The organism is Gemmatimonas phototrophica (genome assembly GCF_000695095.2).
GTDB lineage: Bacteria > Gemmatimonadota > Gemmatimonadetes > Gemmatimonadales > Gemmatimonadaceae > Gemmatimonas > Gemmatimonas phototrophica.
In genome coordinates, this window is sequence record NZ_CP011454.1 from 3,865,318 (window position 1) to 3,889,088 (window position 23,771).

Below are 23,771 nucleotides of genomic sequence, written 5' to 3' on the forward strand. Positions count from 1 at the left end.
CAGCCACTGTGACGCTCAGTACAAGAACTCCGCCAGCACCAACCGCCGCTTATCGTCGGGGCGGGTGCGCACCACAATGGTTTCGCCGTTCACGCGTGTGACCACGGTGCGTGATGAATCCGTGGCGAACCAGCGGATGGCACGGTCTACCGATGGCACACCAGGCGTGATGCCACGCGCCGCTGCACCATCAAACTGCACCGTGTCGCGTCCTACGCCGAAGTAGCCGCGCGGGCGCGTGATCAGCACGCTCGTGCTGTCCTTTTTTCCGGCCGGCAGCGACGGCAGGCGAAAGTTCACCACGCGGCTTGAGCGCAGCAGCGGCGAACGGTACACATGCAACAGCACACTGCTGTCGGGCGCGACCACTTCGAACTCGTAGGTTTGTGTGGGCTGCGCGCGAAACGGCCCCCATTCGCCCATCACGCCGGTGGTGGCACGGTGCACCGCCGACCCACTGCGCATACCTGTGGTGGGGTCCACGGTATACACCGTCACTTGTGCCCCAATGGTGGGCAGATTCGTGGGGCCGTCGTTGACGTTGCGACTCACCATACCGTTGAGCACGGCCACCGTGTCGGCCACGATGGCCGTGGTGCGCGGCGCGCGCTGCGTAACGAAGCGATACTGCGCCGCAAACGATGCCGGGCCGAAGGCCACTTCGCGGTGGTCGGTGCCGGGCAACACGACATTCGTGGCGCCGCGGAGCGCTGGTCCAGTGGCATCCACGCCGGTTTTCATGGATGGATTGCCCAACCCGGCCCCGCTGGCCTGCGCATACTTGTCCAGCGAATCCGAACGCAGCGCCAGGAAGCGCACGCCGGCGACCACTTCGCTGCCGGCGTTGAGGCGCTGCAGATACTCTCCGGCCCCATTGTACTCCGAGAGGGGCTGCATCTCGCGGAGCGCAAACACGCCATGATTGGGCGAGCCGCACGTGATCACGTGCGAGACGTGCGCCGCCCCACCACCAAAGCGCACGTAGTTGCGAATGGTCATGCCGCCGCGTGAACTGCCCACCAGCACCACCTTGGGAGCGCCGGTCTGCAACAGCACGCGCGTGACGTACGCCGCCAGCGCGGCCGTTTGGTCTTCGGGGGTGCTCCGATTCAGCTCGGCCGCCCGAATGGTGCTGGACGAGAGCGGATTGGGCAGATCGACGGCGAAGAGACGATTGGCGGGATAGCCGTTGCTTTCGAAGCGCCAGATGGTGGTGTCCCAGAGCCCGGCGTGGTCGCCATTGCCATGGACGAACACAATGGGTAGAGCGCTCTGTTGGGGCGCCACGGAGCGCGCCACCGCCGTACTCTGTGCCGCGAGCGGCCGGGACAGCGGCGGCAGCAGCGTGCAACACGCCGCTGCCATCAGCCCCCCGTACCACCCGCGGTACGACCGTGTTGTCGGCCGGTGTGTCACGCGTGGATGTACTTCTCGAACACCACGCTGAAATCCTTGCGCATGTGGCGCTCCAGCACGGCCTCGTTCAGTTCATCGAGCAACGAGCGAAAGTGCGCACCCACCGCCGCCGGATCGGCCGCCCCATTGAGTTTGAGCATGGAGCCTAGTACCGACGCCGCGGACATGGCGTGCGAGCGCCCAAATTCATCTTTGCGCTGCAGTTTGCCGATGGTGTGCAACGCCTTGTAGATGTCCTTCAGCTGCTCCAGGTGATCCTTGCGCACATCGATGCTGAACAGCTTGTCGCCAATGGTGAACTTGAGTTCGATGTCGAGGTCAATTGTGCCCGCGGTTTCGATGGTCACGCCATTGATGGCGTACTGCGCGTAGTCGTAGCGCTTGATGACCCGCTTGCTCGAAATGGCCGATTCTCCGTCCACATGAATGAGCGCAAGATTCGTGAAGCAGTACTCGTCTTTCTTGGACTTGATCAGGAAGTAGATCTTTTCCTGATCTTCGTGAAAGAGATAATCGTCAGCATCAACCTTGTCGTAATCCTTCTGCGACACGATGATGCCGATGTCACTCAGCCCAAGCGCTTCAGCGGCAAACTTCTTGAACATCGGACACCTCTTGAGAATGGAAGCGGGCGACCGGGCGCCCTCCCCGGAGCGGTGCACACATCAGCACACCATGAACCACGCTCAATGTTAGCATGCTGCCCGTCCCGCATCACGTGCAGACTGGACGGTTGAGGCAGGGACCGCGGGGAGCCCCAGCGATCATCCCGGAAAAAAGTTGTTTGAATGACAGTCCCTGGAAAGCGATTGAGGGGACAATGACCAGATCGTTACGTCGCAGCCCCAGCGCCGACCGGTCATAGAAGACTCCCAATTCCAGCGAAATACCGCCGTCCCGTCCACCCAGCCGCGTCCCCCCGAACACGCCAATGGTGGGCTTGTCGCTGACGGCATCGGTGCTGAGCGGCATGATCTGGATGAGGCGGACTCCACCATAAGGCATGGTGCTGCGGGTGCTGTCTCCCGCCGAGGTAATGAGCGTGATTTCTCCGTGCGCATGCTCCCCCGCGTTCACGAAGCCGGCCCCCACCAAAATGGCCGTGGCCCGCGACTGCTTGAGGGTGACGCCATCCAGGCGGCGCTTGTAGCTGACGATGGCTCCACTGAAGGAGTTGATGCGCAGCCCCACATCCGAGCGGTCATCCAGCCCCCGGCGCCGTTCCCAGTCGAAACTGGGCATGGCCTTGCTCACGCTGTCGTTTACCCGGGCGCCCTTGGGCACCACGGTCACGATATTTCCGGTGGTTTGCTCTCCCTTCAGCAATGGCTGGGCCGTGGTGTGCACCGCGTAGGGGGTACAGGCGGTGGCAGCCGAAACGGCGAGCGCGAGGGACAGGGTACGGACACTACGAGACATGGGCATGACGCACTCCAGTGGAGGGGACAGGGTGGACACCCCGAACATCGGGGGTACCGTCGTCCAGCTCCATGCGTCGTGTGACGTACTCTCTCGCCGTGTCCGAGGTAGCCGCCCCGCCTCTGGCTTGTCCCAAACGGAGCAGGCCGGTAGCGTTCTGCAGCGATTCCTGCGCCACATCTCCCTCCCCGCGCGCGCGTCCCCTACTCTTTGCGGCCATGACACCTGCCCGCTACGCGGCCATCACCGGCTGGGGCGAAGGGCTCCCGCCCGCCGTCCTTACCAACGAAGACCTGTCCACGTTCCTCGACACATCGGACGAGTGGATCACGCAGCGCACCGGCATGAAGGAGCGCCGCATTTCCCATGTCTCGGCCATCGATATGGCCACATTGGCGAGCAGGCGCGCCCTGGCCTGCGCGGCCCTCGACGCCAAGGACCTGCAGCTCATCGTCTATGGCAGTTGCTCGCCGGACGAACAGGTGCCCAATTCGGCCTCTGGCGTTCAGGTGGCGCTGGGCGCAACACGCGCGGCGGCCATGGATGTGAACACGGCGTGCACGAGCTTTTTGTACGGCCTCTCCAGCGCCACCGCCATGATTCAGAGTGGCATGGTAGACAATGCGCTGGTGATTGGCGTGGAGTACATCAGCCCGTTCATGGATTGGAGCAACCGCAACGTGGCGGTCTTGTTTGGCGACGGCGCCGCGGCGGTGGTCCTGCAGGCCAGCGATGAACCCGGCGGCGTCATTGGCACCGTCCTGGGCTGTGACGCCGAGGCCCGACAGACGCTGCGCGTACGAGGCATGGGGTGCTCGTACGTGAACGGCGATCTTCACTACGGCGACACGCTATGGGACTTTGACGGACAGGCCATTTTCAAGCGGGCCGTGCACGGTATGAGTGATGCCTGCGGCCGCGTGATGGCCACGGCGGGTGTATCCGCCGCCGACATCGATTTGGTGGTACCACACCAGGCCAACCTGCGCATTATTGAAGCGGTGGCCAAGTATGCCGGTGTGCCAATGGAGCGGGTGATGCTCACGGTGCAGCGCTATGGCAACATGAGTGCGGCCACGGTACCGGTGTCGCTGGTGGACGCGCTCAAGGAAGGGCGCATCACTCCGGGCAGCCTGGTGTTGATGCCCGGCTTTGGCGGTGGGCTCACCTTTGGGGCACTGCTGGTCCGGTGGGGCAACCGCGTGACCCCCCTCGGGGAAAGCGACGCGCAGCATCCGCCGTTGGAGCAGAGTGCGCTGGAGATGGTGAACGCAATACGCGCCCGCCAGGACCCCCACGGCCGCTCGAAGGACGCGCTCTTGCAGACGCGGTTCATCGAAAGCCAGCTGGCGCCGGCCTAACGGCCGACCCGCGGGACCCGCAGTCCGGCAGCACGGCGCCGTCCATCCGGAACGTCCGGCTTGGCGGCGCCGTTATGTTGCCGCCATGTCGAACTGGTTCAATCCTGACGACCGAGTCGTCCTCCGCAGAATTCCGCTGGCCACCGCCTTGGCGGCGGCTGGCAGCGCCGCCTGCAATGTGGGCGTGTACCAGGCCGCGCTGCGCTATGGCCGCCTGACCATCGGGGTGCAGGAAACGGTCATCGCAAGTGTCATTGGCGCAGTGCTCGCCGGCGTCGTGTACTGGCTACTGGCCCGCTACACCGACAACGCCGTACGATGGTTCACCATCATTGCCACCATTGCCATTGGGGTCTACGGCGTGGGGCCCGTGGCCGCTGCCTACGAGCCGTACATGGAGGGCGCCGAGCGATTTACGCTCACCACCGTCGTAGCCACGGAGCTCATGCACATCGTCAGTCTGGCATGGATACTCTGGGCCCTCCTCCGCCTGGCGCGCGAAGCGAAGTGAGATCTGAGATCGCGGATCTGTGATCTGAGAGTCGGGACTCGGATGCTGAGAGCGTTGCGAGGCCAGAGCTTGCGATGGATATCGACGGTGGGAGTGTCGAGATGACCACGAGTGTGAGAGGTCCGAGTGCTGGCGTCCGCACGGAAAGTGCCCCCCACCACCGTTGTTGAACCACGGTGGTGGGGGGCACTTTCCGTGCGGACGAAGTGCTCGGAGCTCTCAACTCGCTTTCATCGGACGTCCGACATCGATATCCATCGCACGTTCGAGAATCGCAACGTTCTCACCTCAGAATCGCGATTCGGCCGTCGGAGATCTCAGATCAGAGAACGGTTACGGCCAGGGCAGCGTGATCACCGGGTACCGCGGCCGCTTCGCCGGCACGTCGTCGCCGTCAAAGAAGCGCTCGAGGTCCACGCGCGCCGCCGCAATATGCGCCCGCTGGGCATCGTCGGCGGTGAATGTCTTCGTCAGTCGCGCCTCGATCAGCTTGAGCGCCTGCACCGCCGCCGCACGCACATCGGGCAGGGCGCGGGCATCACCACCCAGATCAAGCAGGATATCGAGCGCCGCGCGCTGTGACGCACGAAGCAGCGCGCGCTCCGACGGATTGGCCGGCAGCGTGGCGCCCCACGTGCGCTGCAGGATGGCATCGGTGACTTCCGTGAGCGTCAAGGCTTTTGCATCGGTGGCCGCCGTATGCACCAGACGCGCGGCGCGATCACGATCGAGGATGTAGCCGATCACCTCGGTTGCAAGCCCGCCGCCGAGGGTGATCGCATCGAACATCGTATCGCCACTCCCCGAAATCCACGTCTGATCCGTATTGAACCCCGGCGGCGGCGGCGGAATGAGCCGCTGCACCTTCTCGGGGACCGTCAGTTCCTTCGGCGCGATGGCATCCAGCAACATCCCCAGCGCCTTCCGCTGGTCAGCCGCCGGGGTGATGGTCGTCGGAGCCTGCGTGTCCCCGCGCAACGCGAACGTGAAGTCCATCCCGCCGATGTACTTCGACAGCGCTTCGAGCGAGTACCGATGATGCAGGTACACGTGAGCAAAGCGCATGTTGAGCAGATGCATCGGCTCGCCCGGCTTGATGGCGCGCTCGTCGAAGTTGTCGATGAGCACGCGGCGTACCGCTGCGGTGCGCTGCACCCCTTCGAACGGCGTCGTGCCTTCTTCCCATCGCGTCACGAGGGGGTTGGAACCGTTGGCGTTCGCGTAGCGGTCATTGATGTAGCGGACGTTCTTCGCGATCCCCTCGCGCATCATGCTCGCGAGCCCTGTGCGCTCGGCGTTGGCATCGGGATACCAGGTGTAGCCAAGCCGGATGGCGAGCGTATCCCACGCGCCTGGGCCGTTTCGGTAGGCGTTGCGCAGGTCGGGGCGTCCGTTCGCATCGAGGGTGATGTATGGGGCCGGATACTCCATCACACTCGCACGGTTCTGCGTGGATGCGATGTAGTTGTGCTGCAGGCCGAGCGAGTGGCCAATTTCGTGTGCCGTGTGCTGCCGGCGACGCGCCATGGCGAAGGTTTCCGCATCCACATTCGGCCCGTTTGCGCCCGACGCCGGCACCGTGCCGGCCCAGATGTTGTAATCCACCAGCGAGCGCCACGTGTCCATGGCGATCATGGCGCGAATGATTTCACCGGTCCGGGGATCCTCGAGGCTTCCCGCATAGCTGGGCCCCGTTCCGGTACGATGCACCCAGTTCAGGACGCTGTACCGCACATCGCGCGGATCGGCATCAGGCGGAAGATCGAGCACGCGGAAGGCGTTCTTGAATCCCGCCGCTTCGTACACCTTGGCCCACCAATTGCCGCCCTCACGGAAGGCTTCGCGATACGGCGCCGGAATGGCCGGATCGAGATAGTAGGTGATGGGCGTAACGGGCTCCACCAGCTCGCCACGGGCATACGCCGCCGGATCTTTGGGCACGAGACGCCAGCGATTGATGAAGCCGCCGCGGTAGTTGCCGTCGAGCCCCTGCGAGAGATCGAAGAAGCTCACGCTGCCGTAGCCGAACCGCGGATCGTAGTCGCGCGGGCGATACCCCGTGGTGTCCGGCAGCATCACCAGCGAGTGGTGCTCCTCGAAGGTGAGGGCACGCGCATCCGGCGCCATGATGCCGCGACCACGCGATGGCTGGTCGGTGACGAACGTGAGTACGGCGTGCACTTCCGAGTTGCGGGGAAACGCTTTCGTGCGGGTGCCGTCGATGTAGCTGCGTGACGCGTCGACCCGGTAGGCGCCCACGCCGGCGCCCGCCGCTGTGCCACCGACACTGCCGCCGGCGCGGAGCACGTCGGCTACCCCGTACGCATCGGCGAGAAACAGCGAGGTCGCATCGACGGTGAGCACACCGGCCGTATCCTTTTCAATCGGGAGCGAGCCTACGATCGAACGGGGGTAGGCCTCGGTGGCGGCCCGCTGATTGGCCGCATCACCGCGCGGAGCACGAACGCCGAAGTTGTCGCGCACCATGAGCACCCGGTTGCCACGCCGTTCGAGGCGGACAATTCCATCCGGCCCCGACTGCGCCCGATCGAGTGCGCCATTACCGAGTCCGGTACTCAGGGAGACCTGGTGCAGAAAGTCCCGGTTCATTTGGCTGGCCGGAATCTCGAGCAGCGCGCGGTTCCGCGCCTCGTCGATACGGACCCGCAGGAAGGGGGGCTCTCCCTGTGCCTGCAGCATCAGCGGCGAAGCACACTGGGTGGCCAGCATGAGCGCCAGAGCGCGGCGCGGCAGCCGGCGAACGATGGATGGGGGAATGGTCATAGCGAGGAGATCACGGGGAGGTGGCCAGGAGCGCAACAGGCGCAGGCGTTACGCGGCGTCGCTGGCGTCGCTGGCGACGCCAAAACTCTCCGAAGCTATCGCGCCGCCCCCGGTCACGCTAACATTGGAAGGCCGATGCCGGCTGGGTGTGTCCAAAACGCCACTCTGTCTGTCGGACAGGCCACAATGTCTCTGAATGCAGCAACGCCGCCGTCGGACGACGCCGGTCATGTTTCCCCGTCCTCTGTGGCGGTCATCGCACTGCTCCAGCAACAGCTCGAAGAGGCGCAGCGCCTCGCCGGGATTGGTAGCTGGAGCTGGGATTTGGATTCCGGCTCGGTAACCTGGTCGCGCGAGACCTATCGCATATTGGGCATCGATCCGGCAACGCCCCCGTCTTTTGAGGCGGTACTGGCACTCGCGGTCGATGCCACTCGGCAAGAGCAGTTTCTGGCCATGGTCCATGCCGCACTGCGCGGCGAGCGGGAGTACGATTTCGAGGTTCCGGCCAAGCTCGGTAGTGGTCGTGTCATCACCATCCACACCCGTGGATCGGTAGAGCGTGCCTCGGATGGCACACCGCTTCGCATGGTGGGCACCATGCAGGATGTGACCGCCATGCGTGCGGCCGAAGCCACGCTGCGTGAACGCGAGGCGCAGTTCAGAACGCTCGCGGAGTCGTCCCCTACCGGTGTGTTCCAGACGAATACCGCTGGGCATACGGTCTATGCCAACCAGCGACTGCTACACTGGTTCGACTTGAGTCTGGAGCAATTCGCCGCGGGGGAGTGGTTTTCCAGAGTGCATCCGGAAGACCTGCCCACGGTCACGGAGCTCTCCATGCGCACCCGTGACCGGTTCGAGCCGTTCGATGCGGAGTATCGCATTGTGGTGCACGGCCACATCCGCTGGCTGCGCGTACGCTCGGAACCTTTCGTTGATGGTGATGGTGTCTCGCGGCTTGGACATATCGGTTCCGTGCTCGACACGAGCGCCGAACGCTTTGCCGCCGAGGAGCGCACGCGATTGCAGTCGCAGTTGCAGCAGGCTCGGCGCCTGGAATCCCTGGGACTACTGGCGGGCGGAATTGCGCACGACTTCAACAATTTGCTGGTAGGCATTCTGGCCAACGCCTCCCTCGCGCGCGACGACCTCCCGCTCGAGCACTCCGGCCGCGAGGCGTTGGATGATATTGCCCACGCCGCACAGCGGGCCGCGGACCTGACGCGCCAGCTGCTCGCGTATGCAGGGCGGGCCCGCGTAGAACGCCGTCAGGTGGCGTTGCCGGCGCTAGTCGCGGAACTCCCCAAAGTGCTCGGGGCACGCGTGCCATCGCAAATCGCGTTTACAGTCGCGGCGACGGAGCCACTGCTGGTCGATGGTGACGAAACGCAGCTCCGACAGATTATTCTGAACCTTGTGACCAACGCGGTCGACGCCCTGGGGTCGAGTGAAGGGCGGATTGAGCTCCGCGTTGCCTCACGGGAATGCACGGCGGCTGACTTGCAGCGATGCTTGTTGGGGCGGGACCGTACGCCCGGGCGGTATGCCGTGGTCACCGTGCAGGACACCGGTGCGGGTATGAGCGCCGAGGTGCAGGAACGGATGTTCGACCCGTTCTACACCACCAAACGCAGCGGGCGCGGGCTCGGGCTGGCGGCTACGCTGGGTGCGTTGAACAGCCATCTGGGCGCAATTCTGGTGGAGTCTACCGTTGGCATCGGGACCACCATTCACGTGCTGCTGCCGGTGAGCGTGAGACAAGGGACGCCGGAAAGTGTTCCGGCGATCCCCGACACCAACTACGTCGGCAGTGGCACCGTGTTGCTGGTGGACGACGATGCCAGTGCCCGGTCGGCCGCCCTCCGTATTCTTTCGCGCGCCGGGTACGACGTACGTGAAGCCGAGAACGGCGCCGACGCGATTGTCCAGTACGAAACGCTGGCGCCGCCTCCACGGTGTATCGTGCTGGACCTCTCGATGCCCATCATGAGCGGCGACGAATGCCTGCATGTGTTGCGGGCACGGGGGAGTACGGTACCGGTCCTCATGTCGAGTGGGTACGACGCCGACGATGTGGCGGGGCATCTGGTGGAGCCGGGGTCCGTGCACTTTCTGCAAAAGCCCTACACCGCAGGCGCCCTGCTGAAGGCGGTTGGCGAACTCATTGGCCCCAGCTAGCAATTGGCATGACGGACACGACGCACGGCCTGAACCGGTTACGGCCCATTCAGTTGCTCCACCAGCCCTGACGACCGCGCAACGCTCCGCTGGGTCGCCGCCCTCACCATCTCCTGTGTGCCCACAATGCTCACGCGCTCGCGGGCGCGTGTGATGCCGGTATACAACAACTCCCGCGTGAGTATCCGGGTGTCTGCCTCCGGCAGTATCAGGCGGACATGATCAAACTCCGAGCCCTGCGCCTTGTGGACCGTCATGGCCCAGGCCGTTTCGTGAGCTGGCAACCGCGATGGCGGTACCGCGCGCACACCGCCTCCGGCAATCGGGAAGTACACAAGCGGGACGCCCTCTTCGACCCATGTCGTTCCGACATCGCCATTGAAGAGCCGCAAGGCCGGATCGTTCGCCGTCACGAGGATGGGGCGGTGATGATACCATCCCGTCACGGAGAAACCACGCTGCCGCAGCCAGCGCTCCATGGCGTCGTTCACGCCCGACACCCCGGTGTCGCCGTCGCGCAGCGCGCATAGCACACGGAAGCGTGCCTGCGCGGCCAGCGCCTCCTGCGGGGAGGTCGCGTCAAGGTACGCGTGCACCTGCGGCATCAACGGCGCCAGTACGCCGTCGATGGGTGATGGCGCATCCAACGCGACATCCTCGTACGCCGCATCCTGGAGCACGCGCAGTACTTCCTGCGCATTGCCGTCCTGCGTTGCGGTGGCGAGCGCGCCAATGCCAGGCCGACGGCCGAAGCGGTAGGACACGCGCAGTCGCACCACCGCGTCCCGCAGCGGCGCCGCGATCGGTTGCGCGTCGGGCAAGACACCACTTCCGCCGCTCAATGTGCCATAGTCGGCCGACAGCGCCTGCGAATGCGCCTCCGGAAATGCTCCACCCGCTGCGCGGGCCGCACGTGTCACATCGCCCAGCACGAACCCGGTATCCACGCTGGCCAGCTGATCGGGATCGCCCAGAACAATGATGCGCGCGGCAGGACGGGTGGCCGCAAAGAGCGTATCCATCATGAGCACGTCCACCATACTGGCTTCATCCACAATCAACACATCATAGGGCAACGGGTTGCCGCGATGATATCGAAACTGCTCGTTCCACGGGGTATACCCCAGCAATCGATGCAACGTGTTCCCGACCGTGGGCAGTTGCGTGCCGACCAGTTCCTCCAGCTGCTCACGCTGCACCGCCGCGCCAATGGCCTCCGTCAGGCGCGCGGCCGCGCGACCGGTGGGTGCCGCCACGGCAATGAACAATGTTGGGGCACGATTCAGCAACAGCGCGAGCAACCGCGCGGCCACGGTTGTTTTTCCCGTGCCCGGCCCGCCGGTAACAAACACCAGCGATGACCGCAGCGCCGCCACCGCAGCCACGGCCTGCCAGTCCACGCCGTGCGATGCCTCCGGAAACAGCTTTCGAAAGAGGGGCGCTGAACGCGACAGCTCCACCGTAAGTGGTGCGGCGAGGCGATTTCGAATGGCCGTGGCCACCCGACGCTCGGCCTCAAAGAACCGACGCAGATAGAGCCGTGTGCCGTGGAGCACGAGTGGGGTGACATCGAGCGCCGCGGTCTCCTGCTGTCCAACAGCGGCACAGCGGCCACTGGCGAGCAGTGCGCTGCACCAGGCCGTGACCTCCGGGAACATTGCCCCCGACGGGTCATCGGGAATGGGACGCCCGGTATACGCGAGCAGTTCGACGCAACTGTTCCCCTGCGCACGCTCCGCACTCACCAGCACCGCGCTATGCGCCACGAGAGCGGCCACATTGTCCGGCACCCCACGGGCGACATAACGACCAAACGCACGATCGAGGGTCGAGATGTCCGGCACCTGGTGTACCGACAGTGAGTCATTGACTGTCTGGCTCATGCGCTCTCCCGCCGACCGCGACGATCCATCACGGCACTCAACGCTTCGATCAGGGCTCGCGGCGGGCGGTGCGTGAACCACCCGTGGCCACTGACCGACGCACCGGGCGCAAAGCCCCGCAGAAAGGCGTACGCGGCTCCCCCGAGATGCACATCGATGTCGTAGTGCGGTAGTCGCGTCCGCAGGTACCGGTGCAGTGCCACGAGATACAGATGGTACTGCAAGGTATAGTGGCTCGAATCCATGACCGCCTGCAGCGAGGTCTCACCATACGCGGCAGGATCGGCTCCCAGCTGGTTGGACTTCCAGTCGATCACGTACCATTTACCGTCGTGCTCACACACCAGATCGACGAATCCGGTGAGGAACCCGTGCAGTCGGGCGCCCCCGAGCTGTCGCAACATGGCCGCATAGCGCACACCATCCGGCCCGCCGTGTGTCTCGAATGCCAACGCGATGGCTTGCCGTGTAAACGCCGATTCGGCATCGGCAAAGGGCAACAGAAATTCCCATTCGTGCCGAGCGCGGTCGGTTGAGAGTTGCGCCAGCGTGAAGGACCACGATGGCAGCGGAGTGGTGAAGACGGCGTGCATCATCTGCGCCACCGCCTCCACCCGGTCGTCGATGCGATCGGCAATGATCTGTTCACGCAGCAGTTCCCCGGCCACCCGATCACGCAACAGCGCGGGGGTGTCGTCAAAGCGCGAGTGTTCGAATAGCGTATGCAACAGGGTTCCCGCACGGCGCCCCGCCGGGAACCTCCGGAAATCCGAGCGTGGCAGGGCCTGCACACTCTGCGTGGTGTTGACGCCCACGTCGTCCACATCCCGTGGAGCGGCCACCGTGAATGCGTGCGCGCCCGCCGTGAGCCCGGTAAAGCTGGTCACGGCGAAGGTATCGAAGCGTGTTCGCACGGGCACCGTGTCCGGCAACAGGCGCGCGGCAAAGTGCGGCGCCTGCGGAGCAGTACCAGCGTGCAGACGAACCGGCGGTTCCAACGTATCGATCATTTCCAAGGCCATGTGTGACGGATACCGACGGACCAGCGCCTGCAGCGCCGCTTCGTATCGCGTGCAATCACTCCGGAACCACTCGGCCACTGCCGCCGGCCGGTCAGACGTTGGCTGCTGATCAAGACCCGGCTGATCCGACAGCAAGTAGGCGAGCGCCGAGAACCACGCGCCGGACACTTTGCTGTTCGTGTTGCCCACGGCCCCCCATCCCACGTAGGTGCGAAATCGGGCACGGGTGAGTGCGACATAGGCCAGCCGACAGTCCTCGGCCAGCCGTTCCACCTCGGCCTGTTGCTCCCGTGCGGTACGGTTGGCGGAGCCGTGATCGAAGACCACCTGTCCACCTTCGTGGACCAACAGCGGCTGGGTGGTATCGGTTGGGCGACCGCGGAAGAGTGTGGGACAATAGACGAGGTCGAACTGCAACCCCTTGCTCTTGTGAATCGTGAGAATCTGTACCGCGTCGGCATCTGTCTCGAGACGCAGCTCGCTGATGTCCGCCTCACGGGGACGCTCGGCCCGCTGCTGGCTGATCCAGCGCAGGATCCCTTCACTGTTGAGCGATTCATCCACGGTGGCGTGATGCAGCAGCTCCACGGCATGCCGCAGATTGGTCAGCCGACGGTCGCCATCCCGAAAGGCCAGCACCCGCTCGGCCACGGTCCGCTGCGCCAGCAGTTCCTGTGTCATCTGCAGAAACCCATGCGAGACCCATGTATCGCGCAGCGCTGTCAGCGACGCGACGACCGCATCCCATTCCGCTTCACAGCCTGCCTGCGACATTTGCTGCACCTCGGGCGCGCCGCTTCCCCAGAGATGCGTGGCCATCGCGGCCCGCACGCGTGCCTCGTGACGGGGCGAGGCCACCGCCTCCAGCACCAGCTGCAACTCCAGCATCTCTGCCGACTGCAGGATGTTTCCCATCCCCGAGACGACGGCGGGGATATCATGGGCGCGGAGCAGCTCGGCCATCGCCTGCCCTTCGGCGGCTGTGCGCACCAGCACGGCCATGTGGCGCGGCTCCCAACCATCGCGGATCTGCTGGGCCATGTGTCGCACGCACGCCGCAAAGATCAACTGGCGCGCCGTTCCCTGTGACGTAACCGTCCACTTGCCGCGCCGCTCTTCGGGCCCCACGAAGAGCCAGTGCAACGACTGCGTGCCGGAGAGGATGGCTGGCGGGCCTTCGTTGCGCGCCGCCGTGGCCCCGTGAAACCCAATGGCATCTTCTACGAACGGCTGCAGGCGTTGCGAGAAGACTGCATTGACGGCCTCCACCATGGCTGGCGTGCTGCGATAGTTCTCACCAAGGGTGAACTGCGGAGACGCGCGTTCGACCGCCGCGAGATAGGCATGCACGTCGGCCCCGCGAAAGGCGTAAATGGCCTGCTTGGGGTCGCCAATGAGGAAGAGGGGGCGTCCGGCAAACGCCGTGTCGAAGATACGGAACTGGTGAATGTCCGTATCCTGAAATTCGTCAATCAGGGCCGCGTGGAACTGCGAGCGGATGGCCGTGGCCAGCAGCCCGTCAGCCCCCTGCGCGGCAAGCACCGTACTCAGTGATTCGAGGAGATCGTCGAACCCCATTTGGTTGCGCCGGCGCTTCTCCTCCACGAGCCACGCCCGCACGTGCCCCAGACAGTCTACCCGCACCGCTTGCTGCATCGTCTCGAGCGTTGCACCAAGTCGTGATGCCGCCTGCGCCACCGGCCACTCCGCGATCTGGTCGCGCTTCGCCTTTTGTGCGTTGCTGCGTTTCGCCACCACGTCCTGCAGCGACTCCACGCAGAGTGCACGGCCCACAACCTCGGCGGCCCCCAGGCGCCCTGCCTGCGCCTCGGCGGCCCGGCTCATGAGCTCGTCGAACTGCGCCGGGTCGTGGAAGGGGGACTTCTGCGTCCACTCCATGTCGGCCACCAGCGAACGGAACGCGCGCTCGTCCCACACGGCGGCAAAGGCCTCGATCGCCACCTGTGCCTGCTGACGCGCCTCGTCGAAGGCGGGGGTGGGATCTACGCGAACATCCGGAAAGCGTGCCCAGAGCCGATAGTCCGACAGAAACGTGTCCGGCTGCCAACTCCGCTGTACCGCGTAGCCGGCCAACGCGCCGTCGGCGTAGAAGCGCGTGCGCCACCAATCCTGCAACGCGTTCAGGAGCAACGCCTCTTCATCCTCGAGCAGCGTGGCTCCGAAAGCGGTCCCGCTCTCCAGCGCGAACTCGTCAAGGATGCGCTTGCAGAACCCGTGGATCGTGAATACGGCCAGGGTATCCAGCTCGGCCAGCGCACGCGCGAGCCGCTGCTGCGCGTATTCCTCGCGACCATCGAAGAGGCGCAGCAACAGCTGCTGCGTATTGTACGGTGCGTTGGTTGGGCGACCATGCGACACGTCGTAGGCCCACCGCAGCAACCCCCGAATGCGCTCAACCAATTCGTCAGTGGCGGCAACGGTAAAGGTGACCACCAGAATGTTGCCGATGTCCTTCACCACCGGTTCGCCGTGCGCATCCTTTTCAAGCAGCAGCCGGATGACGCTCATCGCGATGTTGAAGGTCTTGCCGGTTCCGGCGCTGGCCTCCACAAGCGATACGCCGGGCGCAAAGGGGCTGGTATCTACCGCAAACTGTGTTCTGTCAGGAACCGCGGTGCGTGTCATGAGCCGGCCACCTCATCGAAGGTGGACCAGAACCCATCGGCCAGGGCACTGAATTGCTCGGCGCACTCTTCCACCGGGTTCCATCCGCGCCAGAGGAGCTGCACGTAGGGATCGGCAATATCGCCGCGTCCGAAATCATCGTCCTTGGCGAAGGCAACTGCGGCAGCCGGAATACCCGGTTCGCCTTTCCGCACCTTGTCGCGGTAGGCACCGGCCGCCTCGATGAAATAGGGGAGCGGCGTGGTCTGCACCGCGCGCACACCCTGCACCAGAAAGTCGAGCTGCTGCATGGCGTTCGTGAGCGGCGGCAGCAGCAACTCTTTATCCCGCGCCATCACGCGGGTGGTTACCGGCGAGGTCGCGGCACAGCGGACGACGTGGGCAATCCATGCCCGCGCTTTGTCTTTGACGTTCAACTTGGCCGCGCGCACGCGCCACTGTTCGTGGGGCAACTGATTCCCGAGGTGACCACGGAGCACCCAGTCGCTGCCGGCAACATCCACGACCAGCGGATCAAGAAATCGCGGGGTCCCCACGCGGTGCAGCAGGGGCGCCAGCTCACTCCGCAACCGCTCGTACCACTCCGCCCCCAACGCGCCGGCCGGCAAGGCGCCACCGGCGACCGCCAGCGCCAGCTCGCGGGGGAGGTCGCGACGAGCGTGCAAGGCCCGGTCGAGCATCTCCTGTTGGAGCTGATAGCGAAGCAGCCCATCCATGGCCATGGGCTCGACATCTTCCACCAGCGTGTCATCGGCGGCGACCGTCAATTGCAGGACACGCTTGCAGTACACCTTGGCCGGGTTGAGCCAGGTGTCCACGAGATCGTCGATGGTCAGTTCCAGCAGTGGCTCAGCACCACGCTGCCAGTCGCGCGCGAGTGTACGGGCCGGCGGCAGCGCAGGAAGAAATGGCGGGGCATCATGCCGGATGGCGCTGCCGGCGACACTTGCGGCAAGGTGGGCATCAAAGCTGAACAGGCGCGTATCCCCTCCCTCGGGCTGCGCAAAATAGTCCGGGCTGAATGGCTGCAGTCGATGCAGCACACGCAGATGTTGCGAAGGGAGCACGGGCCCCGGGCACATGAGATCGAGCTGATCGAGCAGCTCGGCCACTACAATGCTGGGCGCAAGCTCCGCGTTGTTCTTCTGCGATCGGCCCACGTAGGACAGCAGCAGTCGGTCTCCGGCGCTCATGATGGTGTCGAGCACCAATTGGCGATCGTCGGCACGCGGATCGCGGTCACCCAGCCGAATGTCCGAGGCCATGATGTCAAAGGCGGCGCGACGCAACCGGCGTGGGTAGGCCCGATCATCAAGTCCGAGCATGGCGATGATGCGATGCGGGATGGCCCGCATGGGCTTCATGGCGCAAAGCGTGAGTCCTCCCGTGAGGAATCCGCTGGTGTGTTCATCACTGGCCAGTGCATCGAGCACCCAATCGCGCACCACCTCAAACGTCACCGACTGATCGGCAGCAAAGAGTGCAGCGCGGCCATCGGGGCGGCCGGTGGCGAGTTCACCCAAACGTTCCAGCTGTTGCCCAACCAGATCGATGGCGGCGCGTTCGTTGGCGTCGTCAGATGCCACCAGCCACGCGAGACATTCACGTAGTGCCCGTGTCCAATCCACAAGCGGGCGATCCGCCTGCAGGGCATCCACCTGCCCAAAGAGCTGCTCGATCCACGCGACGAACGTGCCCAAGAGGTCGGTGTCGCCGACAAGATCCCCCGCAACGGGCAGGACACCATTCACCAACGCCTCCGTACGCCCCGCGGCATATCCGGCCAACAGGCGATCGAGTCCGTTGCGCCAGCTGTTTTCCTCAAAGGGCGGCACACCGTGTCGCGAGGCGCGTGCGCTGCCATCGTAGCCCCAGCGAATGGCGGCCTGTTCAATCCAGCCGGTAACCTGATCCACCTGCGCGGCCGTCATGCCAGCTGCCTCGCGAACGAGAGGCTGGGACAGCAACTCCAGCACTTCACTGGCGGTCAGACGCGCATGAACAAGCGTGAGCAACGTACTCACGGCCCGTGCTGGTGCGGACTCACGGGCCATTGTGCGGTCGGCCACCCGGAACGGGATGCTGGGGCGCTCCTCGGCATTCCGGGAACGGGCGTGCCCGAAGATTGCTTCCATCAGCGGCGCGTACTGCTCAACATCCGGTGCCATCACGAGCACATCGTGCGGACGCAGGGTTGCGTCGTTCGCGAAGGCATCGAGCAGCTGATCGCGAAGCACCTCAAGCTCCCGCATGGGCGAATGACAGACATGCACGGTCAACGATCGATCATCGGTGGCCATGGCCAACGGCGTGACCGTGGCGGTGCGCAGTCCGCTCTGCAACTGCTGCAGCAGGTGAGAAGCGCCGGTGTGTCGCGGTGTGGCGACGTGCTCCGTATGCGGTGACTCCCCCTGCGCGTCGGGGGACAGCAGGGTGGTCAGCAGATCGCGGGACGATTGCCCGAACCGCTCGAACAACGGATGGCCGGAAGCCCCCGCCTTCCAGCTGTTCGCATCCGGGAGCAGCACATAGAACGTCACGGGAACAAAGCGGGCGACCGCCCGCAGCAGACGCACGAACAGCGGCGGGAGCGTGGACACGCCGAACACGGAAACACGTTCCGGGAGTCCCTGCGGACGCTCGCCGATCTCCTCGAGACGTTCGATGGTGCTTAGAAACCAGCGGGCAAAGTGCGACGGCCGTTCGGCCCCGAGCAGTTCCCGCCACAGCGACGCCTGCCACGGCTCGTGCACGTTCTGCGTGAGATCGTTGCGCCCCTCCTCCCAACCCACGAGCACATCCGGGCGATACAACCGGTACTCGTCGAAGCGGGCTGCAATACGCCGCGCCAGTCCGTAGCGTTTCGCGTCCGTGGCCCCCTCGAGGAAGGCCCGCAAGGGCTCGTAGATGTCGTGCGCCAGGAGCGCGGGGTCTTGCAACAGCGCAAACAGGCGCCAAACGAGGGCCTGTTCTTCATAGCGGACATCGATCGTGATGCCATCACCGGTGGCGAACTGCGTGTCGCGCTGGAGGCCAACGGCCAGACGCCGGCAGAAGGCGGCCGGAAAGGGCATGACCAGCGAAGCCGCACACCCTTGGCGCAATGCCAGCTGCTGCCGAACCCACCGCTCCATGCCGAGCGACTGCACCACGATCCATTCGTCGTCGAACGGGGGCAGGGGGACGGCCGCCAGCTCCTGTTCCATTCGTGCCAGCAGCGTGGCTGGCGAGTCACCCGTGATTATGGCCAATTGCGTCATGCGTGTAATGTGCCGCCCGGGTGTGACAATGTGGTATGGCTCTGCGGGCGACGGTGGGCCGGCACGGCACGGCGGGCGCCAGCCACCGAAGCGGCTATGCCCCTTTGGTCCAGCGCCGCACCATCTCCCGTTGCTCCTCCGTCTGCGGTGACCCATTGGGCCCGAACCGGCGCAGCTTCTGTTCGGACATGGTGGAGAAGAGCTCACGCACTCGCTCCAGCGCCGCCTCGCCATCCATTCCATGACGCACCAGCCAGCAGCCGATGGTCATCCCGGTGCGCCCCACGCCACCCCAGCAGTGCACGTATACGCCGTGCCCTTCGGCCAACCGGGCATCAATGGCGTTCAGCACCTTGGTCATGTGCGCGTCGTCGCAGACATCCATGTCCAGGATGGAGAGACTGTCGTGCACGGCGTGCACCCCCGCCTGCGCCGCCAGCTCCAACAGCCGTGGCGCGTACTGATCCAGCGGGTCATCATCGTGCGTCAGATCGAGAAATGCCGTGACGCCGGCATCAAGAAAGGCCTGTAGCCGCACGTCGCGCATGGTGCGCGGGGTGCCCCACGCCATCCCGGGATATTCACCGGCCACCAGTCTGGTGCCGGGAATGACGTACGAGTTTTCGATGGGCCGCTGCACGATACTCAGGGAAGCACGGTGTCAGCCGCGAGTACGGCGTTGAGCAGCACGTTCGCCCCGTTGGTGATATCCGCCGCGCGCGAGAACTCCTTGGGCGAGTGACTGATACCGCCCACACTCGGCACGAAGATCATGCCCATCGGGGCAATGTGCGCAACTTCCTGCGCATCGTGTCCGGCGCCACTTGGCATGCGCTGGTGCGATAGCCCCAGTGCTGTGGCACTCGCCTCAACGGCCTGCATGATGCGGTTGTCGCTCAGCGCCGGCGTGCTGTTCACCAACTGGGTGAAGGCAAAGCTGGTACTGGTGGCGGCACCAATGTCACGCCCGAGCTGTTCAAAGCGGGCGGTGAAACGATCAATCTTGCTCTGGTCCAAGTCACGCAAATCCACCGTGAGCACCACCTGCCCGGGGATGACGTTGGTGGTGTTGGGGAGCACGTTCAGGCGCCCCACCGTGGCCACCTGACGACCGGCTTCACTGCGCACGGCATCATTCACCGCTACAGTAAAGCGGGCCGCCGCCAGCATGGCATCCTGTCGCTGATCCATGGGCGTCGCCCCCGCATGATTGGCGAAGCCGGTAATGGTGACTTCAAACCAGCGCAGCCCCACGATGCCTTCCACCACGCCAATCTGCCGGTTGGTTTTCTCCAGCTGACCGCCCTGCTCGATGTGCAGCTCCAGGTAGCCCGCAAGGTCGCCTTTCTTGCGCACACTCTCGGCAATGCGTGACACATCTCCGCCAATGAGGCCGATGCCTTCACGGACCGTCTTGCCGCTGCGGGCCACCTTGTCGAGATCGGCCGGCGTGAGCAAGCCCACGGCAATCTTGCTGCCAATGGTGCCGCCCTCTTCATTTTGCCACACCACTACTTCGAGCGGGTGGCGCAAGCGGACCTTCTGTTCGGCGAGCGAGCGTGCCACCTCAATGGCGCCGAACGAGCCCACGGGGCCGTCGTAGTTGCCACCGTCGGTGACGGAGTCGATGTGCGACCCGATCAGGATGGGCTTGAGCGCCGGGTTGGTGCCCGGTACGCGCGCCAGAATGTTGCCGGCGGTATCGAGGCGCCACGTGAGCCCGCTTTGCGTAAAGAGCTCCTTGGTGAAGGCGCGACCGGCCAGATCGGCCTCGCTGTACGCCACGCGATTGATACCGGAGCCGGTACGCCCAATGCGATCGAACTGCGCCAGCCACCCATTCAGCCGGTCCCCATTGACCTCGCGTGCCTTGGCCTGATGGCCCGGCACCCAATCGAAACGGCCAAGTGCCGGGAGGGCGGCCAGTGCGGCAGCCTGCTGCACGAAATGACGACGACGCATGAGCGAGAAGGGACAGGAGGGACAGCGTACCGCATTCGCGGCGTGCACGGTGGGCGCCCGTGCGCTTCAGGCGGAACAGCAGACCAACAAAGATGCAGTCAGCGAGGTACCTTCCGCTATGTCCTTGCGCGTGCATCACCCCATTGCCGGGCGGTCCCCCATGCTTCGTCGTCTGCTCCTCGCGTCACTGGTTGCCACCCCTGCGGCAGCGCAAACGGTCAACTGGCCGGTGTATCACGGCAACGATGACCACACGCATTACACCACGCTGTCCCAGATCTCACCGGCCAATGTGAAGCAGCTCAAGGTGGCGTGGACGTTCGATACCAAGGACGCCTTTGCGGGGTCAGAGATGCAGGCTAACCCGATCGTGATTGACGGGGTGCTGTACGCCACGACGCCCAAGATGCAGGTGATTGCGCTGAACGCCGCCACGGGGCAGCAGATCTGGCGCTTCGATCCCCTCAACGGCGCGCCGCCGGTGTCGCGCATCCGCCACCGGGGGGTAGTGGTGACGGGTGATCGGGTGCTCTTCAACTACCGCAATCGTCTGTACGCGCTCGACCGGTCCACGGGGCGTCCCATCCGGACGTTTGGCGACAGCGGCTGGGTGGATTTGCGCGAGGGGCTGGGGCGTCCAGTCGAGGGACTCTCCGTGAGTGCGTCGTCTCCGGGCGTGGTGTTTGGCGATCTGCTCATCATGGGCAGCACGGTGCCGGAGCAGCTGCCCAGTGCTCCCGGTGATATTCGGGCCTTTGATATCAACACCGGCAAGCTGCGCTGGAGCTTTCACACCATTCCGCACCCGGGGGAGTTGGGCTATGAGACGTGGCCGGCCGAAGCGTGGAAGGTGGCCGGTGGGGCCAACGCGTGGAGTGGGGTGACGCTGGATGCTGCCCGCGGCATGGTGTTCGCCGCCACCGGATCGGCCAGCTACGATTTTTATGGTGCCAATCGACTGGGCGATAATCTCTACGCCAACAGTGTGCTGGCACTCGATGCGCGCACCGGCCAGCGCCTCTGGCACTATCAGGTGCTGAAGCACGATTTGTGGGACCGGGATTTGCCGGCTGCGCCCATACTGGTGACCGTGCAACGTGACGGGCGCAACGTGGACGCGTTGGCGCAGATCACCAAGACCGGCCATACGTTCCTCTTTGATCGCGTGACGGGGACCCCGCTGTTTCCCATTGAGGAGCAGCAGATGCCGCGGCAAACGCTGCCCGGTGATCAGACGGCGGCCACGCAGAGCTTTCCGGTGAGCCCGCCACCGTTTGCGCGGCAGCGCCTTACGCGGGCGGATCTCACGCGCCGTACGCCGGCGGCGTATCGCGCGGCGCTCAAGACCTTCAACGAATTCAACACGCCACATCCGTTCACGGCACCCACGGGCAAAGGGATCATCATTTACCCTGGCGTGGATGGCGGCGGCGAGTGGGGCGGCCCCGCTTTTGATCCGCAGACCGGACTGATGTACGTCAACTCGAACGAAATGGCGTGGCTGCTCAAGCTGGTGCCGCGCAGCGATGCCTCGCTCTACAGCGCAAACTGTGCCGGCTGTCACGGGGATGCCCGGAAAGGCACGGCCATTGGTCCGTCGTTGCTGGACATCGCGTCACGCCGGTCCCGCGAACAGATCGCGCAAATGGTGCGCGAGGGCACGGGTCGAATGCCGGGCTTTGGCGCCGCCATGGATGGCGGGGCAATCAACGATATCGTGAACTACCTCGTGACCGGGAAGGATGAGACCAAGGCCAAGGCCGCCGCTGCTCCCAACCCGTACGCCCTGCCCTATCGCACCGCCTACTTTGACATCTTCCTCGATCACGAGGGATACCCCGGGGTGAAAACCCCGTGGGGGACCCTCAACGCCATCGACCTCAACAAGGGGACGATTGCCTGGTCTATTCCGTTCGGGGAATACCCAAAACTGGCCGCCAAGGGCATCAAGAACACCGGAACCGACAGTTACGGCGGCGCGGTGGTGACGGAGAACGGGCTGCTTTTCATTGCCGCCACCACGTACGACAACAAGATCCGGGCCTACGACAAGAGCAATGGGCGCCAGCTGTGGGAGGCCACCTTGCCCTTTGCCGGCAATGCCACTCCCAGCACCTACATGGTGAACGGCAAGCAGTATCTCGTCATTGCCTGTGGCGGCGGCAAGAACGGCACGCCCAGCGGCGGGGTGTATGTGGCGTTTGCGCTGCCCTGAGCCTGTGAGAAGGGGCTAGCTTACCGTTGTACAGCATCTTGAATATTGCCGTATTCGCAGTGAGGCCGACTCCGTGACACCAGCTCAAAACTCTGCAGCCCGTGTGGCTGCTCAATCCTTTGCGACGGCATCGGCGACTGAATCCGACCTCGGGTTCGGCCGCGTGGCGGCGCAGGCCGTCCGTGGACGGTTTCTTTCCCCCGATGGCCACTCCACGGCCAGAAAACTTGGGTTGCGGGGGCAGCGCACGGAGCAGTTCTACCTGCGCGCCCTCAACATTCCCTGGCCCCGATTCCTGCTCCTGCTCGTGGGTGGCGTGTTGCTGCTGAACGGGCTCTTCGCCCTCGGCTACCGGGCGCTGGGGCCGGGGGCGCTGGCCGGCACCACGTCGCTGGGGCTCGACGACCCGTTCATGCGCGCCTTTGTGTATAGCGTGGGCATGTTCACCACCTCCGGCATTGACGGCATGCACGCCGTGGGTCCCACGGCCCATGGCCTCACGGTCGCACAATCACTGCTCGGACCGCTGGTGGGGATGATCACGCTGGGGCTCATCGTGGCGCGCCTTACCCGCCCGCGCGCCGCCATTCGCTTCAGTGAATCCGCGGTGATTGCCCCGTACGAAGGGGGGCGCGCCCTCATGTTCCGCATTGTGAACGAACTGCCCAGTGAGCTCACGGACGTCACGGCCAGCGTGAGCATGACCTGGTTTGAAAACATCGAGGGCCAACGCGAGCGCAACTTTCACCAGCTCGCCTTGGAACGGAACAACGTCACCTTCTTTCCGCTGCACTGGACCATCGTGCACCCCATTGACGAGCACAGCCCACTGCGCGGCGTCACCCCCGAGCGCCTGCGCCGCGGGGAAGCGGAAATTCTCATTCTCATCAGCGCCCACGAAGAAACGTTCTCCACGCAGGTCTCGGTGCGTCATTCGTACGCCTGGGATGAAGTCACGTGGGATGCGAAGTTCACGAACGTCTTCATCAATTCCATCGACGACACGCTGGCCATTGATGCGGAGCGGCTGAGCCGCTTCGATCGCCTCCCGGAAAACAGTACCCGCGTGCCGGCGCCGGACGAAGGCGCCGCCATTTCCTGACGCCAGCGT

14 protein-coding genes are annotated in these 23,771 nt (G+C 64.7%); 5 read left to right on the top strand and 9 right to left on the bottom strand.

Annotated elements, in window-relative coordinates; translation table 11 throughout:
* Nucleotides 1-15: 15 nt before the first annotated feature.
* From GEMMAAP_RS16365 to GEMMAAP_RS16375, 3 genes are all read right to left on the bottom strand, one after another.
* Entirely contained in the window at nt 16-1,365 is a 1,350-nt protein-coding gene (locus tag GEMMAAP_RS16365) for an alpha/beta fold hydrolase (protein ID WP_026848348.1), read from the bottom strand.
* 47 nt (nt 1,366-1,412) lie between these two features.
* Entirely contained in the window at nt 1,413-2,021 is a 609-nt protein-coding gene (locus GEMMAAP_RS16370) for a PH domain-containing protein (RefSeq protein WP_026848347.1), read from the bottom strand.
* Nucleotides 2,022-2,130: 109 nt separating this feature from the next.
* Complete coding sequence (locus tag GEMMAAP_RS16375) at nt 2,131-2,841, bottom strand: hypothetical protein (RefSeq protein ID WP_145979192.1); 711 nt, start codon at nt 2,839-2,841, stop codon at nt 2,131-2,133.
* A gap of 212 nt (nt 2,842-3,053) precedes the next feature.
* Here GEMMAAP_RS16375 and GEMMAAP_RS16380 point away from each other — a divergent pair, with 212 nt between their 5' ends.
* Together GEMMAAP_RS16380 and GEMMAAP_RS16385 are read left to right on the top strand one after the other, a co-directional pair.
* Nucleotides 3,054-4,196: a ketoacyl-ACP synthase III gene (locus GEMMAAP_RS16380; RefSeq protein WP_026848345.1), complete on the top strand. Its 1,143-nt coding sequence runs from the start codon at nt 3,054-3,056 to the stop codon at nt 4,194-4,196.
* 85 nt (nt 4,197-4,281) lie between these two features.
* Nucleotides 4,282-4,707 (top strand): hypothetical protein, encoded by a 426-nt coding sequence (locus GEMMAAP_RS16385; RefSeq protein ID WP_026848344.1) that lies wholly within the window; start codon nt 4,282-4,284, stop codon nt 4,705-4,707.
* Nucleotides 4,708-5,040: 333 nt separating this feature from the next.
* Here the strand turns inward: GEMMAAP_RS16385 and GEMMAAP_RS16390 are convergent, their stop codons facing one another.
* The gene (locus tag GEMMAAP_RS16390) at nt 5,041-7,491 is read right to left on the bottom strand and encodes a zinc-dependent metalloprotease (RefSeq protein WP_026848343.1); all 2,451 of its coding nucleotides are present in this window, start codon (nt 7,489-7,491) and stop codon (nt 5,041-5,043) included.
* 186 nt (nt 7,492-7,677) lie between these two features.
* On the opposite strand from GEMMAAP_RS16390, the gene GEMMAAP_RS16395 reads away from it, so the two are divergent.
* Nucleotides 7,678-9,672: a hybrid sensor histidine kinase/response regulator gene (locus tag GEMMAAP_RS16395; RefSeq protein ID WP_158514902.1), complete on the top strand. Its 1,995-nt coding sequence runs from the start codon at nt 7,678-7,680 to the stop codon at nt 9,670-9,672.
* 38 nt (nt 9,673-9,710) lie between these two features.
* Here the strand turns inward: GEMMAAP_RS16395 and recD are convergent, their stop codons facing one another.
* The 5 genes from recD to GEMMAAP_RS16420 all read right to left on the bottom strand — a co-directional run bounded on the left by recD (nt 9,711) and on the right by GEMMAAP_RS16420 (nt 20,445).
* Nucleotides 9,711-11,555, bottom strand: a complete 1,845-nt coding sequence (gene recD, locus GEMMAAP_RS16400) for an exodeoxyribonuclease V subunit alpha (protein WP_026848341.1) — start codon at nt 11,553-11,555, stop codon at nt 9,711-9,713.
* Complete coding sequence (gene recB / locus GEMMAAP_RS16405; protein ID WP_026848340.1) at nt 11,552-15,223, bottom strand: exodeoxyribonuclease V subunit beta; 3,672 nt, start codon at nt 15,221-15,223, stop codon at nt 11,552-11,554. The genes recD and recB overlap by 4 nt, the downstream gene beginning before the upstream one ends.
* Complete coding sequence (locus GEMMAAP_RS16410; protein ID WP_026848339.1) at nt 15,220-18,483, bottom strand: exodeoxyribonuclease V subunit gamma; 3,264 nt, start codon at nt 18,481-18,483, stop codon at nt 15,220-15,222. Before GEMMAAP_RS16410 ends, recB begins: the two co-directional genes overlap by 4 nt.
* 94 nt (nt 18,484-18,577) lie before the next feature.
* Nucleotides 18,578-19,123 carry a protein-tyrosine phosphatase family protein gene (locus GEMMAAP_RS16415; RefSeq protein ID WP_053333615.1) on the bottom strand — a complete coding sequence of 182 codons (546 nt, stop codon included), beginning with the start codon at nt 19,121-19,123 and terminating at the stop codon, nt 18,578-18,580.
* A gap of 5 nt (nt 19,124-19,128) precedes the next feature.
* Nucleotides 19,129-20,445 (bottom strand): Zn-dependent hydrolase, encoded by a 1,317-nt coding sequence (locus GEMMAAP_RS16420; RefSeq protein WP_026848338.1) that lies wholly within the window; start codon nt 20,443-20,445, stop codon nt 19,129-19,131.
* A gap of 118 nt (nt 20,446-20,563) precedes the next feature.
* Between GEMMAAP_RS16420 and GEMMAAP_RS16425 the strand changes: the two genes are divergently transcribed.
* Both GEMMAAP_RS16425 and GEMMAAP_RS16430 read left to right on the top strand, forming a co-directional pair.
* Entirely contained in the window at nt 20,564-22,660 is a 2,097-nt protein-coding gene (locus tag GEMMAAP_RS16425; RefSeq protein WP_202969154.1) for an outer membrane protein assembly factor BamB family protein, read from the top strand.
* A 103-nt stretch (nt 22,661-22,763) separates the two neighbouring features.
* On the top strand, nt 22,764-23,762 hold the full coding sequence (locus GEMMAAP_RS16430) for a transporter (RefSeq protein ID WP_145979193.1): 999 nt from the start codon (nt 22,764-22,766) through the stop codon (nt 23,760-23,762).
* Nucleotides 23,763-23,771 lie beyond the last annotated feature (9 nt).

Excerpts from the sequence above, each read along its gene's own strand:
- GEMMAAP_RS16365 (WP_026848348.1), bottom strand. The coding sequence starts at position 1,365 with ATGGCAGCGGCGTGTTGCACGCTGCTGCCGCCGCTGTCCCGGCCGCTC.
- GEMMAAP_RS16370 (WP_026848347.1), bottom strand. The coding sequence starts at position 2,021 with ATGTTCAAGAAGTTTGCCGCTGAAGCGCTTGGGCTGAGTGACATCGGC.
- GEMMAAP_RS16375 (WP_145979192.1), bottom strand. The coding sequence starts at position 2,841 with ATGCCCATGTCTCGTAGTGTCCGTACCCTGTCCCTCGCGCTCGCCGTT.
- GEMMAAP_RS16380 (WP_026848345.1), top strand. The coding sequence starts at position 3,054 with ATGACACCTGCCCGCTACGCGGCCATCACCGGCTGGGGCGAAGGGCTC.
- GEMMAAP_RS16385 (WP_026848344.1), top strand. The coding sequence starts at position 4,282 with ATGTCGAACTGGTTCAATCCTGACGACCGAGTCGTCCTCCGCAGAATT.
- GEMMAAP_RS16390 (WP_026848343.1), bottom strand. The coding sequence starts at position 7,491 with ATGACCATTCCCCCATCCATCGTTCGCCGGCTGCCGCGCCGCGCTCTG.
- GEMMAAP_RS16395 (WP_158514902.1), top strand. The coding sequence starts at position 7,678 with ATGTCTCTGAATGCAGCAACGCCGCCGTCGGACGACGCCGGTCATGTT.
- recD (WP_026848341.1), bottom strand. The coding sequence starts at position 11,555 with ATGAGCCAGACAGTCAATGACTCACTGTCGGTACACCAGGTGCCGGAC.
- recB (WP_026848340.1), bottom strand. The coding sequence starts at position 15,223 with ATGACACGCACCGCGGTTCCTGACAGAACACAGTTTGCGGTAGATACC.
- GEMMAAP_RS16410 (WP_026848339.1), bottom strand. The coding sequence starts at position 18,483 with ATGACGCAATTGGCCATAATCACGGGTGACTCGCCAGCCACGCTGCTG.
- GEMMAAP_RS16420 (WP_026848338.1), bottom strand. The coding sequence starts at position 20,445 with ATGCGTCGTCGTCATTTCGTGCAGCAGGCTGCCGCACTGGCCGCCCTC.
- GEMMAAP_RS16425 (WP_202969154.1), top strand. The coding sequence starts at position 20,564 with ATGTCCTTGCGCGTGCATCACCCCATTGCCGGGCGGTCCCCCATGCTT.